Origin of the sequence: Winogradskyella litoriviva (genome assembly GCF_013249065.1) — a bacterium.
Taxonomy (GTDB): Bacteria; Bacteroidota; Bacteroidia; order Flavobacteriales; family Flavobacteriaceae; genus Winogradskyella; species Winogradskyella litoriviva.
In genome coordinates, this window is sequence record NZ_JABRWQ010000006.1 from 206,912 (window position 1) to 222,468 (window position 15,557).

General features: G+C 31.5%; 11 protein-coding genes and 1 tRNA gene. 3 read left to right on the forward strand and 9 right to left on the reverse strand.

Annotated features, from left to right (window positions below; genetic code table 11):
- Window positions 1-262 precede the first annotated feature (262 nt).
- The 9 genes from HNV10_RS14270 to HNV10_RS14310 form a co-directional block, all read right to left on the reverse strand.
- Entirely contained in the window at window positions 263-640 is a 378-nt protein-coding gene (locus tag HNV10_RS14270; protein ID WP_173302073.1) for a cupin domain-containing protein, read from the reverse strand.
- Between the two features lie 19 nt (window positions 641-659).
- On the reverse strand, window positions 660-2,930 hold the full coding sequence (locus HNV10_RS14275; protein WP_173302074.1) for an alginate lyase family protein: 2,271 nt from the start codon (window positions 2,928-2,930) through the stop codon (window positions 660-662).
- 116 nt (window positions 2,931-3,046) lie between these two features.
- Window positions 3,047-4,321 (reverse strand): Nramp family divalent metal transporter, encoded by a 1,275-nt coding sequence (locus tag HNV10_RS14280; RefSeq protein WP_173302075.1) that lies wholly within the window; start codon window positions 4,319-4,321, stop codon window positions 3,047-3,049.
- 34 nt (window positions 4,322-4,355) lie between these two features.
- Window positions 4,356-6,251, reverse strand: a complete 1,896-nt coding sequence (gndA, locus tag HNV10_RS14285) for an NADP-dependent phosphogluconate dehydrogenase (RefSeq protein WP_173302076.1) — start codon at window positions 6,249-6,251, stop codon at window positions 4,356-4,358.
- Window positions 6,252-6,321: 70 nt separating this feature from the next.
- On the reverse strand, window positions 6,322-8,037 hold the full coding sequence (gene ilvD, locus HNV10_RS14290) for a dihydroxy-acid dehydratase (RefSeq protein WP_173302077.1): 1,716 nt from the start codon (window positions 8,035-8,037) through the stop codon (window positions 6,322-6,324).
- Between the two features lie 129 nt (window positions 8,038-8,166).
- Window positions 8,167-9,222 carry a polysaccharide lyase family 7 protein gene (locus HNV10_RS14295; RefSeq protein ID WP_173302078.1) on the reverse strand — a complete coding sequence of 352 codons (1,056 nt, stop codon included), beginning with the start codon at window positions 9,220-9,222 and terminating at the stop codon, window positions 8,167-8,169.
- 51 nt (window positions 9,223-9,273) lie between these two features.
- Window positions 9,274-11,589: a chondroitinase-B domain-containing protein gene (locus HNV10_RS14300; RefSeq protein WP_173302079.1), complete on the reverse strand. Its 2,316-nt coding sequence runs from the start codon at window positions 11,587-11,589 to the stop codon at window positions 9,274-9,276.
- 21 nt (window positions 11,590-11,610) lie between these two features.
- Window positions 11,611-12,531, reverse strand: a complete 921-nt coding sequence (locus HNV10_RS14305) for a polysaccharide lyase family 7 protein (RefSeq protein ID WP_173302080.1) — start codon at window positions 12,529-12,531, stop codon at window positions 11,611-11,613.
- A gap of 258 nt (window positions 12,532-12,789) precedes the next feature.
- Window positions 12,790-12,871, reverse strand: a tRNA-Leu gene (locus tag HNV10_RS14310).
- A gap of 144 nt (window positions 12,872-13,015) precedes the next feature.
- Between HNV10_RS14310 and HNV10_RS14315 the strand changes: the two genes are divergently transcribed.
- The 3 genes from HNV10_RS14315 (at window position 13,016) to pth (ending at window position 15,546) form a co-directional block, all read left to right on the forward strand.
- Window positions 13,016-13,957, forward strand: a complete 942-nt coding sequence (locus HNV10_RS14315) for a ribose-phosphate pyrophosphokinase (protein ID WP_173302081.1) — start codon at window positions 13,016-13,018, stop codon at window positions 13,955-13,957.
- A 240-nt stretch (window positions 13,958-14,197) separates the two neighbouring features.
- On the forward strand, window positions 14,198-14,833 hold the full coding sequence (locus tag HNV10_RS14320) for a 50S ribosomal protein L25/general stress protein Ctc (protein WP_173302082.1): 636 nt from the start codon (window positions 14,198-14,200) through the stop codon (window positions 14,831-14,833).
- A gap of 80 nt (window positions 14,834-14,913) precedes the next feature.
- Window positions 14,914-15,546, forward strand: a complete 633-nt coding sequence (gene pth / locus HNV10_RS14325) for an aminoacyl-tRNA hydrolase (RefSeq protein WP_173302083.1) — start codon at window positions 14,914-14,916, stop codon at window positions 15,544-15,546.
- Window positions 15,547-15,557 lie beyond the last annotated feature (11 nt).

Here is a 15,557-nt window from a genome sequence, read left to right on the forward strand (position 1 = left end):
TAGTTTATTTATTTAGTCCATAAATTATCATTTTAACGTCAAATATTACAAACTAAAAAACGATAATTTAATGGTAAACCAAATTGGTAAACCAGTTTGGTTGACCAAATATATATAAAATTTTGTTAAATCCAACGTTTTCGCCCAATTACTATGTTAAAATAGTTTACGAATGAGTTAAAATAACAACTACTGGTTTTAAAAGTAAGTATAGTACTACAAATTTATAAAACCCAATATAATTAAGTATATCTGTTTTTTCTTACGACTCCTTGTCTCCAAAATAAGATGGACCATCACCTGTTAAGAAATCTTCTCTTACAGGACTAAAAGTATCAATTAGTTCACCCTCTTCTAAACAAACGGCACTATGTAATAAATTAGGTTCAATATAAACGCCATCTCCAGCTTCGACAATTTGTTTTACTCCATCAATTTCAAATTCAAACTTTCCAGAAACACAATAGGTTGCCTGTGTATGAAAATGCTGATGTGGTGCACCTAATGCGCCTTTGTCAAATTTTACTCTTACCATCATGATTTGATTATCGTAACCTAAAAATTTTCTAGACACTCCTCCTCCAAGGACTTCCCATTCCATATCCTTTGTCACAATGTACTTTTCGCTAACTCTTTTCATAATTTTAATTTATTTGTTTTTATTTAAAATAATAAGAACCAGACCATTCATAGTTCTTACCGTTAATTGTTAATGCATGCTTTACTTCTTTTAAAGCATTTGTATTTGCTGTTATAAATATTTTGGTTTTATCATTTATAGTTGTTATTTCAATTGCTGTATATAATTTAGTATCTAACAATACTTTTACTGATGAAATATTACTTTTTGAATTTAATGCTGATTCTGTTACTGGACTATAATTACCATGAGATTCTATAGTTGTAACAAATAAGGTGTTTTTTGAATTTTTGCGTCTTAATAATAAAGAAGGATCACGACGTAAATTAAACTCTGGATCATTGGCTCCAATTCTTGTAAATAATATTTCATCATTATTATCTGTAACAGTTGTTAATGAGTAAAATTTATTATTGTTTAACCAAGAAAATTTAGAGTTATCCTTGTTGGCTTTTGCAACTCCTTCTACGTATAAATGTTGGTATCCGTTTTTAGTTCCTAAAGGCTTTAAGATTTCTGGTGATTTATACTCAAAATTAGTTTGTAATACTTGACCAAAGTAATAATACGGAAAATCGTATTGGTTCGCTGAAGCAGAAGTTACCTTCATAATATCTAATAAAAACGGTTTTTCGAAATCTTCATCTTTTATGATTGCCATAGTACGAAGCATCTCAGTTCCAGGATATGTATTTTTTACTTCTGAACTTACAACTTGTACCTTGTCGTTATCTGTTGAAAAATAATGTAAGTCAGGATGATTTTGACTTCCTATTTCATACTTACCATTATAATGTGATGTTTCATTTTGTGTAACCGTATTATGAGCAATGGTTTGTTTTGCCCAAGTTTTATTTTCTTTCAAGTAATTTCCACCACCTTTTTGCTCAATATTTACAAAACGTGCTAATCCATAATCTTGAATAATTTCTTCACCATTTTCATATAATGAATACGATAATTTATCATAGTGTCCATGACTTGAACCTTGAGACGCATATTTAAAGACTAGCTCTAAATCTTGGTTTCTTAAAATACCTACACCACCTTGTTTACCTTCTGGTCCATCAGATAGGTTAATTGATTTTTTATCAAAAGGTTTTTCTTTTCCATTTTTAATTCCAAGTGCAACTGCTAACCCAGAATCATCTAATAGAACTTTATCTTGTTGTTTTGCTATTGATAATAATCCTGGATCCTGGTCGCCAAAATGATAAGATATATCTACTGCTGTTACTAATGCGCCATTATAGTAGGACATTCCTTTTTGACCATCGTTTAATGGAAAGAAATCACCATCTGCATCTGATAAATTTAAGAGTGCATTTATAGATTTTAAAAGCACACCTTCTTTATAATCGAATATGTTTAATTCTGGTTTTACGTTATGTAAGCCTTCTGCAAAAATTAAAAATGGATACATGGCATAACGTTGGTAATAAGGTCCTTCATTATAATAACCATCTGGAGAAAAAGGCTCTTCTATATTAGCTAAAAAACCAGCCTTTCCATCTTTATTTAAATAACCACCATCGTCATCTTTTTTAGTTGCGTCTAATTTTAAATCTTTAATACCATATAATGCACGATTAATTAATTCTTCATCATCCATAACTAAACCAATCATACCAACAGCTGCATTTCCCCAAGTACTATGGTTATGTACACGTTGATAAAATTGAGGGCTATCAACAGAAATATGATCTGCAAATGGTTTAAATAAATTTGTTTCTAATTTATGACGCTCTTCTTCGGTTAAATAATTATAAACACAATCGTAAGCCTGACTTACATAAACCAACCAATTTGAATCGTTTAAACATTGCCAAAATAATTTTCCTCTAGCATACGATCTAGTTTTTGGATGCAATGGTAATGTTTTGTAGAGTGCTTCATATTGCATTAGCATGTCTTTTACATATTTTGCATACTTTTCATCATCTAAAATCTGATATAAAAGTCCTGCCTTTTGTAAAACAAACCAATTTTTTTTATGCCTAGAATGTGTGTAACCACCAGAATAATCTTTTGGAACTGGAACATCTATTCCAGCTTCAATTTCGACATCAACTTCTTCTTTAACCGCTTGTAATGATTTATCAAAAATTGGAATATTTCCTAATTGCGCTCTGATATCTTTTACACCTTGAGCAGTAAGAATTAATTTTGGATGCTCTTGTGAAGTTGACAATTCTGATTTAGTATTTGTTTCAGAAGCATTTTCTTTTTTACAAGAAAATGTGAGAAACAAAAAAATAACTACAAAACTGAAAGATTGATTAATTTTCATATTACCTATTTCAAAATTGGTTTACCAGATTGGTTTACCAATATACGGCAATTTTGAAGTTTCACAAAATTTATACTGACTTTTAACTGAAAACTAAAATATATTAACCAAAAATTCTAAAAATAATCCATTAATGCTAATATTCCGTTGTAAGAAATTATACAAGCAAACAGAAGAGATGCGAACAATCCGATGTTAACAAATATATTAGTTTTATAACCTTTCATTATTTTCTTACTATTAATCATTAATATAATTCCAAGAATTACAACTGGTAAAACAAAAACATTAAAAACCTGAGACAAAATTTGAATTTCGATAGGATTAGCTCCAAAAGCAGGACCGATTAAAGCAACCAAACACGCTATTGCTGTAATAATTCTAAACTGAAGAGAGTTGGTATCTAACTCTCCAGACTGGTAATCTGCAATTAATAATGGTGCAATTAATAAACACGGAAAAATAGAAGATAAACCAGCACTTAATGCTCCAAAAAAGAAAATTGTTACAGCCCATTTACCAGCAACTGGCTCTAAAGTATTTGCCATATCCAATACTTGTGTTACCTCTTTACCTTCATAATATAAAGCACCGGCTGCTACTGCCATAATAACACCACTAATAACAAAGATTAAAATTGCTGCCGTAATAGAATCTTTCTTCTGTTGGTCTAAATTATTTATAGTCCACCCTTTTCCCTTAACAAATAATGGTCTAGATAAAAAGGTTGCAGATGCCATTGTTGTCCCAACAAAAGCTGCAACTAACATTTTACCACCAGGAACATCTGGAATAGACGGTATTAATCCTTTTACAACATCCATAGGCAGCGGTTGCACAAAACATAAAGACAATACAAATGACAATCCCATTAAGGTTACAAAAATGACTAATATTTTTTCGAAGAAAGTATATTTACCAACCAGCATTAATAAATAGAATGTAATAATAATTATTATTGCAGTTATGAGTACGGTTTCGTATTTAAAATCGCTTAAACCATCAAAATTTACAGCTAAAATTTCGTAAATAATATTAGAAGAAATACCTAATATTCCCATTAGCGAATTCCACTGACCAAAGGTTATACCAACTATAATGAGTATCGCCAATACTTTACCAAATTTTAAATGTTTTTTAAACCCATAAAGTGCAGTTTCGCCTGTAATTAACCCATAATTTCCATACGCAAACATTAATACTCCAGAGAAGAAACAACTTAAAAGCAACACCCACAACAATTGCATATTAAATTTACTACCTGCTACAATCATAGAAGTAACACTACCTGTACCTATTGTATACCCAATTGCAAAAATACCTGGCCCAAAACCTAATATAATTGCAATAATTTTTTTTATTAATGATTTGTTAGGTGTTGTTGCGTCCATAAGTAATAGTTAGTTTATTATTAGTTTGTATTGGTTAGTTCCAATTGGTATGATGACTTTTTCCTGAGGGATCATCTAACCGTTGGTATGTGTGTGCTCCAAAATAATCGCGTTGTGCTTGTATTATATTTGCTGAAGTATATGCCGTAGTAATTCCATTTAAAAATTGAATAGCTTCACTCAATGCTGATGTAGAGATATCATTAAGAACACATTGAGCAACTACCTTTTTTCCGGCTGATTTATAATTATTAATGGTTTTTATTAAAAGAGAATCTGTTAAAATATTTGCTGTTTGTTTAAAAATTTCAACTAATTCTTCCATTAAAGTAGATCTAATAATACAACCATTTGTCCAGATTCTAGCTATTTCACTTAGATTAAGATTCCATTCAAATTTATTTGAAGCTTCAGCAATTAATTTAAAACCTTGATAATGATTTATAATTCTTGCTAATTGATACGCTTCTAACACTTCCTGTGTGGTTACATTAAATTCTGATGTATTTACCTTATCAAAATTCTTATTTAGCTGAATTCGTTCCTCTTTATAAAAAGATATATACCTAGAGAACAAAGCCGAAGCAATTAGCGTACTTGGTACTCCTAGTTCTGCAGAAGCTATGGTCGTCCAGTTTCCTGTACCCTTATTACCAGCTTTATCTAATATTTTGTTTACCAGCCAATCGTTACCCTCTTTTTTTCTAAAAATGTCTATTGTTATTTCTAATAAATAACTATTTGCTGTATCCTTCCAAGCTTCTAAAGTATTGGCGATTTGGTCTGGATTTTGACCAAATTTTTCTAAAATAGTTGATATTTCTGCCAATAATTGCATTTCTACATACTCTACTCCATTGTGTACCATTTTAATAAACTGACCGCTTCCTTCTGGACCAACATATGTACAACACGGCAAACCATTTTTGTCTTTGGCTGCAATAGTTTCTAAAAAAGGTGCAACTTTATCATAAGCATCCTTATCTCCACTTGGCATTATAGATGGCCCTTTTAATGCACCTTCTTCACCTCCTGAAACGCCTGTACCAATAAAATGAATTCCTTTTGTTTTTAAATACTCGTTGCGCTCTTTTGTTTTTTTATAATTTGAATTTCCGCCATCAATAATGATGTCATTTTCAGACAAATAAGGCAATAAATCTTCAATAACATAATCAATTGTCTTTCCTGCATTTACCATTAACATAATGCGTCTTGGTTGCTGCAATGAATTAACAAAAGCCGAGATATCATCATAAGCTTTTGCTTGAGACAATTCTGAATAATCGGCTTTAAAATTTTTAGCTACATCTTCTTCTACACCATCAACATGCCTATTAAACATTGAAATTTTAAAACCATTATTGGCTAAATTTCTGCATAGGCTTTTTCCCATAACGCCTAAACCAAATAGACCAAATTCTGATTTATTATTAATTTCTTTTAAAATATAATCTACAATCTCTGTTGGACTTAAACTTACATTAACTTCTAATGCTTCCTGTGGGTTTTCTAAAATATCAAATTGAGACCTTAGTAAACTTGGTGGCATAAAGTGATTTTCCCTTTTATTTAATCGCTCTGATATTTGCTCAAAACTTCCTACTAAATGAATCCATTTTGCTTGACTATGTATGTCAGTGTTTAAGATAGTTCTGTATGCTTTTTTTAAAGCAGAACAAACAATGACACAGCTATTCTTTTGCAATTGTTCTTTTGCAAATTTGTTAATGAACACTAACCAGTTGTAACGGTCATCATCTGTTAAGGGTATACCATTGCTTAGTTTTCTTACATTTTTTTTCGGATGAAAATCATCTCCATCAAAAAATGGGATTTTTAAAACTTCAGATAACATATGTCCAATGGTGCTCTTTCCACAACCAGAAACACCCATAATAAAAATCACATTCGTTTTGTTTTCTTCCATCTTTATTTTATTACTTTAAAAGATAATCTTAATAAGTTGAAAATCTATAATGATACTTTTAAGTTCAATTTTATTGGATAGCTCCATTCATTGCAGATGATACTGATTTGGTATATCTAGAAAGAATCCCTTTATCAAATTTATTTTTAGGTGCAATCCATTTTGATTTACGATCACTTAAAATTGCATCCATCTCACTAGGTTCTTTAGGCTCTCCCTTAACACCAACTAAATCAATTTTTCTAGCAGGAATATCAATTTTTATTATATCATTTTCTTCAATTAAGGCAATTGGACCACCATCTACTGCTTCTGGAGAAATATGGCCAATTGCAGGTCCTCTTGTTGCTCCAGAAAAACGTCCATCTGTAATTAATGCCGTTGTTGCAATCAACTCACTGTCACTAGCTATAGCCTCAGTAGTATAAAACATTTCTGGCATACCACTCCCTTTTGGTCCTTCATAACGTATAATTACTGCATCACCTGGTTTTATTTTTTTATTTAAAACAGCTTTTAATGCGTCTTCCTCGCACTCAAATACTCTCGCTCTAAGAGTAACTTGCTGCATTTCCTTAGCAATTGCAGAATGTTTAGTAACAGAGCCTTCTGGCGCAATATTTCCATTTAATATTGCAATAGCACCTTCTTTATTTAAAGGGTTACTTGCCGGACGAATAATATCTTCAGGTTTTACATTATAATGTTTTAATCCTTTATACCCATCCTTAAAAAAACCAATATTTTCTAAATCATCTAGATTTTCGCCAACAGTTTTCCCTGTTACAGTCATTTCATCTAGATGAAGATGTTCTTTTATTTCTTTCATTATACCAGGCACACCACCTGCATAAACAAATAATTCTGCTGGATATTTACCAGAAGGTCTGCAGTTTAATAACCAAGGAACTTTTCTATGAATTTGATCAAATAAATCTGCACTAAGCTTAAAACCTAATTCATGCGCAATTGCTGGCATATGTATAAGTGTATTAGATGATCCGGCAATAGCAGCATGTACCATAATTGCATTTTCAAAAGATTTTTGAGTTACAATTTTTGATGGTGTCAATCCTTTTTCAATAAGTGACATCAACATTACGGCAGAATCCTTTGTTACTTGTACCAATTCATCTGAAACTGCAATACGTATTGAAGCACCAGGCAAGGTTAATCCAAGGGCTTCTGCCATAATTTGCATGGTAGCTGCTGTTCCGATAAAAGAACATGAACCACATGTAGGACAGGCACTTTCTCTTAGCGCATCAAATTTCTCTTTAGTTATTTTTCCTTGTTCGTAGTGAGCGTTATACATCCCTATTTGCTCCAAGGTTAGCATTCCTGGTCCAGATTTCATTACTCCTCCTGGTAAAATAATTGATGGAATATCTAATCTACAAGCTGCCATTAAACGAGCTGGCATTGATTTATCACAAGAAGTAATAAACATAGCACCATCAAAAGGAGTCGCTCCCAATTGTATCTCAATCATGTCACACATTACATTTCGAGAACCTAGAGAATAATTCATTCCGTCATGCCCTTGTGCTTGACCATCACACATATCCGTACAATAAAAACGAGCACCTTTAACTTTATTTTCTTTTAAAGTTTCTCTTGCAACTTCTACAAACTTATTTAAATGCGCACTGCCTGGATGACTATCACCAAATGAGCTTTCAATTGCAACTTGAACCATTGATAATTCTTTTTTAGTCCATCCTGCACCAATACGAAGCGAATCCATCTCTGGAGCGAGTTCTCTAATTTTCTGGCTTTTCAACATGTTTTTTATGTATTTTAATTTATCTCATATTAAAAAATGAAATAAAAACTCTATATCAATTAGTTACATTATGCCCTATTTTCTGAAATAAAAAGCAATTATTAAGTATTTTGAATACCTTAATAAATATTATTCTTCAATTGGCATTGTGCCAGCACCAATTGTTGCATCTTTAAACCATACCTCAGCATAACATCCATTAGCATATTGTTTTGCTATATCTCCATTGTAAGTTTCTGAGCCAGTATACCAAACTATATTATCCTCTGGCAACTTACCGTTAGTTTGATTATAAGCGCCTTGTTTAAAATAGTTTATTTCACCAGCATAGGCACTATCTCGTTCTACTCCGTCTCTACCAATGGAAGCATATAATGACCATATTTGGTCAGGAATCTCTTCTTTTGTTGAAAAATCTGACTTAAGTAGGTTTTTAGTAAATTTAACAGTATCGTGACCTTCACTTGTAAATGTTAAATACATAATTCCTTTGTATACATTTATCTCGTAACTAAATTCCTCGCCTAGTGCAATACCATCTTTTGGTTCTTCTGGATATGTATCTGGACTTTCACCTACAACAGACATATCATTTCCCCAAACTGCAGTAGAGTAATCCCATCTTCCAGAATTATCATCACCATCCGTATTTATCTCATAATTCCAAAAAACAGAACCTTTAGTGTGACCTGGGAATTTTTTGTAAAAGATTTTAATAGGTTCGTTTTCATGACCTTCATCACTATGAATTTGACCAACGACAACAGAATATGAAGCTGCTACTCTAGCATCTCCAGAAGTTGAAACGTGTTGTACTTTTAACGCTCCTGTTAATTTCCCTCCTTTCTCAGGAATCCAATGTGCTTTTTCACCTAATTCTGTTCTGGTATTGCTTGATGTTCTAGAAGTAATACCAGAGTTTGGTGTTTTATAAACTACCCAATCTACATCTCCTTCTGTTTCAACATAAAAGAAATCGTCTTTTTTATAACCTACCAAATCATCTTGATAGGTTCCATCTCCTAAAAGAATTTTCCATTTATCCATAAATGGAATTACATCGCTTGGATATTTTATATTCGTTTTAGTATCGCTATTAGCACTTGTATCTAGTTCTTTTTTTGAATTATCCTTGCACCCAACTATGAGTAAAAGTGTGAAAATTGTAAACAGTACTTTTTTCATTTTTATGTGTTTATTTATAATCTATTTGGTTCTGATTTTCAATAGATATTATTAATACATTAGTTTCATCACTAAGTTTTCTTCTGTTTTTATTTTTCCTGAATTGACTAATGTATTATTAGATTCTATATTATTTTTTGCTCCCCAAAGAATTGACACAAACTGAACCTTATTATTTTTAAAGGTATTATTGTTAATATTTACATTTACAATTCCTCTGTGATTTAATAACATTCTGTTTTTTTCATTTGCACCACAGTTAGTAAAAGTACTATTTGTAACCAATAAATTTCCTCCAATTGTAGATTCGTCATATCCTCCTCTATAATAATCAATCACATTTTGTTTTACGTTTGTAAACTGGCAGTTATCTATTGTTAAATACTCTGTGTTATAATCTCCTCTATCATTAGTTTCTTCAGACAGTTCTATACCATTTTCACAATTAGAAATTGATGAATTTTTAAAAGTAATTTCTTCAGAAAACGATTGTTTGTAAACTTTTAAAGCATAATTAAAATTGCTGATTTCAGAATCTATAACATCTAAACCAAAGTGGTTAGACATATTCTTTTGTAAGCTTGCAAAAGCTTGTTGCGAACCTGTTCCTTTTAATTTAATTCCTTTTAAGGTTAATTTACCATAAGGATGTAATTCTATAGCTGGTGTATTTGCAGCTCCAGAATATAAAATTTCAGCATTTGCTTTTGATTGAATGGTAACTGGCTTATTGACAATTAATGATTTAGAAATTTTATAAACACCATCATTTAATTCTAAAACATCTCCACTTTCTGCTTCTTGAAGTTTTGCAATTAATTCTTCTGAATTAGTTACTGTGTGTGTGTTTGGGTCTTTTGCTTCTACTTCGTTTGAATACCAATCTGCGCCATATTTAGTTTTATCTAATAAATTTAAATTGATGTTTGCTGCGTTTAAAATTGCACCTATTTGGTTTGATTTTTCTCTAGAGTTATTCAACAAATCGCTAGTAATGGTCTCAAAATCATATCCTTTGTAAATTTCTACATCACCAAAACCAGAAGTTGGTACAGACAGATTTGTTCCGATGTCTGTTAAGGTTAAATCTTTAGTAATTAAACCATGACTATTTTTAACTTCAACACCATTATTATCAATAACATTGCTAGCAAAAGTTACACCATCTGCTTTATCGTGTTCAATAATTGGATTTTTATCGCCTTCAGAATTATAAATTACATTATTTACAACTTCCGTTCTTAAAGGTCTTGCCGAACGAATTTCAGATTTTGGTAATACATCTGCTTGCGCAATGTTTGTACCTACTCCAAATTGCCAAGGCGAGTCTGAATCTACAAATGTATTGTAAGCAACAACAACATCTGTAACTTGATTATATCTGTTTAAAGGCGATTTTGGAATTCCGTTCATAATAGCAATAGGACTTCTAAAATTCTTTCCTTTTATTTTATAAAATAAGTTATTAATTACCCAATGCCCTGTATTTATGATTCTAATTCCACCATATTGGTCATTTACACCATCACCAATAAAGTAATTTCCATCTACAGTAACGTAGTTTCCATGTCTGGTAACCACAGAACCTTCGCTTTTATAAAAGACGTTATTTTTTATAATATTGAAATTGGTTTTACTTGAAATAATTTCTACTTCACCATTACACTCTTCAAAAAAGTTGTTTGCAATTAAGGTGTTACTAGGACTCATTGATGTAAAACTACTTCCTAACTGAATTGTTTCTCCTCTTGCACCACCTTTTCTCGGTCTTGGACCAAAGTGATTATTAATAATTTTATGGTAATTTCTAATGCTCTGATTTCCTTTTAAATCTACTCTTACTGTTGGACCACCATTGGTTTTACCTGCAATGTAACAATTACTCAATTCGTTATGCTTTCCGTAGAATTGGACCCAAAGATTATCCTGGTCACGCTCTAAATTGTTAAAATCTAAAATTACACAGTTGGTAACTTTAGAATGATTAGCAACTTCCTTTTCACTAGTTCTAAATGCAATAACATTAGTTTTTGGCGAATGTCCGTTTCTAAAATACAAACCACTCACTTCTAAATAATTACCACTCATTTCCAAACTAGATTCACCTTCTATAAATACTTCACCAGGTGTTTCTGCTCTTAGAGTAATTGGGTTATCCTCAGTACCTTCTCCAATTAGTTGAATTTCAACATTCTTATACGTACCATTTTGCAATACAATTTCATCTCCTGGCTGCGCATTTTTAATGGCTTCTTGTAAACCTTCGCTGCTAGTAACTAGCTGACTAGATTCTGTATTTGAATTCGTTTTTTCACCACAAGAAATAAATGTGATTAATAAACTAACAATAATTAAATAGTTTTTCATTTGGTGTTATATTATGTAATATTAATGTGTAACTTCAAGTTCGTAATATTTTACTTTAGCAAATGCGCCTTCTGCTGTAGAGCCTAAATAATTACCTGCTTTAAAGTAGTTTTCAAAAGGCCATTTATCCATGCTTATATCTTCGTAAACCAATGGTGTATCATCGTTTAATTGCAACTCTAATCTTCCGGCTGATGCTGTTATTCTAAATTCAAATTCTTCAAAACCAACATAACCCATATTAGTTGAAGCATCTACCCAAATATCTGAAGAATTAATTAGTAAATCATCACCCGATGTGCTCTCATCAACCAATGATTTTTTATAGGCATAGATATAGCCATCAATCCAACGCATTTTAATTAAAGGCGGTCCATTATTAGAAGAAAATCCATGTGTTGCCATATCTTCTATAGAAATAATACCATGAATCTGCATAACAATTGTAGTATGATATTGTCTACTACTTTCATTATCTTCTGAGACATCTACAACTTTTAACCTTCCTGTCATCGTTCCACCTTCTTCTAAACTCCAATTTTCTCTGGCGTTAGATGGGTTTATCAATTCTCTTAATTCTGTTCTAGAATAAGTACTATTTGTTGTTGAAACTCCTGGAAGCGTATAAAATTCAATTGATGAATCTGAAACATCATCGTACATATAAGGTTGAATTGAAGCATTTGTTCTATAACCTCCATTTACCAATTCTAAAGGTTGGTATTCATCAGGGCTTCCATTATTGTTTTCATCAACTGGTAAAGTTACTTTCCAATTAGAAAAGTCTATATCTGCATAATTTTCTGGTACAGGTATTTCATCATCATTTATAATTTCACCATCATCTGTAAATGGCTCAAATTCTCTAGAATTATCGTTACTAGAACATTCTACAAAGAAAAGTATCAAAAAGATAGATAATAAAGTTACTCTTATTCTCATTTTACACTTGAATCAAAATTGGTTAACCAATTTGGTTAACCAAAAATAAAATAATTTTCTGTTCTTATGGCATGAATTAAGTTAATTCTGTATATAAAAAAGATAATAGTACAAATACTCTTACAAAATAATTAAGGTAAATTTATTGAGATTGAAATCAGAAATGATTTTGAGCGCAAGGAAATAGTTATTAATTGCCTAAATAAAGATTAAAAAAAATAAAAAACCTCCAACCAATAAAGGTTGAAGGTTTAATAGTACTCAAGGTGGGAATCGAACCCACACGACCGAAGTCACTGGATTTTGAATCCAGCGCGTCTACCAATTCCGCCACTTGAGCAAAATTTTAGACTGCAAAAATAGAAAAATATTTCTCGCAATCAATCAAAATTAGTCTCATTTACACTTATGATCGTAAAATATTTTTCTAAATTTGAATCGAATTATAGATTATAATAAAATTCAACCAAACAACTGTCAAAAAATGATGTACCAAATTAAGGAAGCTAAAATATTTACTTGTACACAAAGTAGGTCTCTTGCTCTACAGATAGCTGAAGCCTATGGCGTAAAATTAGGAAACGTAATTACATCTACCTACAGCGACGGTGAGTTTCAACCTTCTTATGAAGAATCTATTAGAGGGACACGTATTTTTATAATTGGATCTACAAATCCTGGTCCAGAGAATTTAATGGAAATGTTATTGATGATTGATGCAGCGAAGCGCGCTTCAGCCAGACACATAACTGCTGTTATGCCTTATTTTGGTTGGGCCAGACAAGATAGAAAAGATAAACCTAGAGTTCCTATTGCAGCAAAATTAGTTGCCAAAATGTTAGAAGCTGCTGGAGCAACACGAATAATTACTATGGATTTGCACGCTGATCAAATTCAAGGATTTTTTGAAAAGCCAGTAGATCACCTTTTTGCCTCTACCATATTTTTACCGTACTTAAAAAATTTAAACTTAGACAACTTAACTATTGCTTCTCCAGATATGGGTGGATCAAAACGTGCTTATGCCTATTCTAAAGCTCTAGAAAGTGATGTCGTAATATGTTATAAACAACGCGCTAAGGCTAATGTAATTTCGCACATGGAACTTATTGGCGACGTTACTGGTAAAAATGTGGTTTTAGTAGATGACATGGTAGATACGGCAGGTACATTAACTAAAGCAGCAGATCTAATGATGGAACGTGGAGCACTTAGTGTAAGAGCAATTTGTACACATCCTATATTATCTGGTTCAGCGTATGATAAACTAGAAAATTCTAAACTTGAAGAATTAATTGTAACGGACTCAATTCCACTTAAAGGAAAAAGTAAAAAATTAAGAGTTTTAAGTTGTGCTAATTTATTCGCAGAAGTAATGCACCATGTGCATCACAACGAATCTATAAGTAATAAATTTATAATGTAGTTAGTACAAAAAAATAACTCTTTCACATTCATATCTTTACACGTAACTCGTTTGCTTTATAAACATAAGAAGTATGTTATACTTTTTAATAAATTTAGAGTCAGAAAACTTGCCTTTATACTAGATAAAACAAGAGCTTATTAAAAAATAGTGCTAAACACTAGTATTTTCATATAATATGTCTAAATTTGCAGCCCTCAAAATGAGGAATTTATATTTAATAATTAACATTTTAAAAAAATGAAATCAATTACAATCAACGGATCTCAAAGAGAAAGCGTAGGCAAAAAAGCAACAAAAGCCTTACGTAATGCTGGTCAGGTTCCTTGCGTTTTATACGGAGGAGACAAGCCATTGCATTTCTCAGCACCAGAACTGGCATTCTCAAAACTTGTATATACGGCTAACGCGCATACAGTTGTGATTGTCTTAGATAATGGTGAGAAGTATAATGCTATTATGCAAGATATTCAATTTCACCCTGTTACAGATAGAATTACGCATATCGATTTTTACCAAATTTTCGATAATAAAGCGATTACAATGGAAATTCCTGTACACACTGTAGGATCTTCTAAAGGTGTTATGAATGGTGGTAACTTAAGAATGCCATATCGTAAACTTAGAGTAAAAGCAATTCCATCTAAATTACCAGATTTTATAGAGGTAGATATTACACCTTTAAAAATTGGAAGCAAACTTTACATTACGGAGTTAAAACATGAAGATTATTCATTATTACATCCAGACAACACTGTAGTATGTCAAGTAAGACGTAGTAGATTAGCAGTTGTAGATGCTGACGATGAAGATGAAGAAGAAGACGGAGATGTACCAGCAACTGAACAAGGAGATGATGCTGCAGCTCAAGAATAGATAAAACCTATTTCAAATATTAAAAAAGCATTCTATTTATAGGATGCTTTTTTTATTTTTACACAAACGAGAAATACACCATGTGTAAGTTTTTAAAAAAATGGTTCGGTTTTAGAAATAAAATAGAATTAACTGAAGAAGAAAAAATGAAAAAATTCTTAATTGTTGGCTTAGGAAATATAGGAGACAAATACACCAATACCAGGCACAACATAGGGTTTAAAATTCTTGACTTTTTAGCTGAGTCTAATGATGTCGTTTTTGAAACTGCTAAGCTTGGAGATATTGCCACATTAAAAATAAAAGGAAGAACACTTATACTTTTAAAACCAAGCACTTATATGAATTTAAGTGGAAAAGCTATTAAATATTGGTTAGAAAAGGAGAAAATCCCTTTAGAAAACTTACTGGTGGTAACCGATGATTTAAACCTTCCATTTGGATCGCTTCGCCTTAAAACCAAAGGTAGTGATGGAGGACATAACGGTTTAAAAGATACACAAGACAAACTACAAACTGTTAAATACAACCGATTTAGGTTTGGTATCAGTGATGAATTTAGTAAAGGCAGACAAGTAGATTATGTTTTAGGCGAATGGAATGATGATGAAAAATCGAAATTAAAAGAACGTCTAAAAATTTCTGCAGAGCTCATTAAATCTTTTGCTTTAGCAGGTGTTAATAATACTATGAACCAATTTAATGGAAAATAAAATGTAGCTTC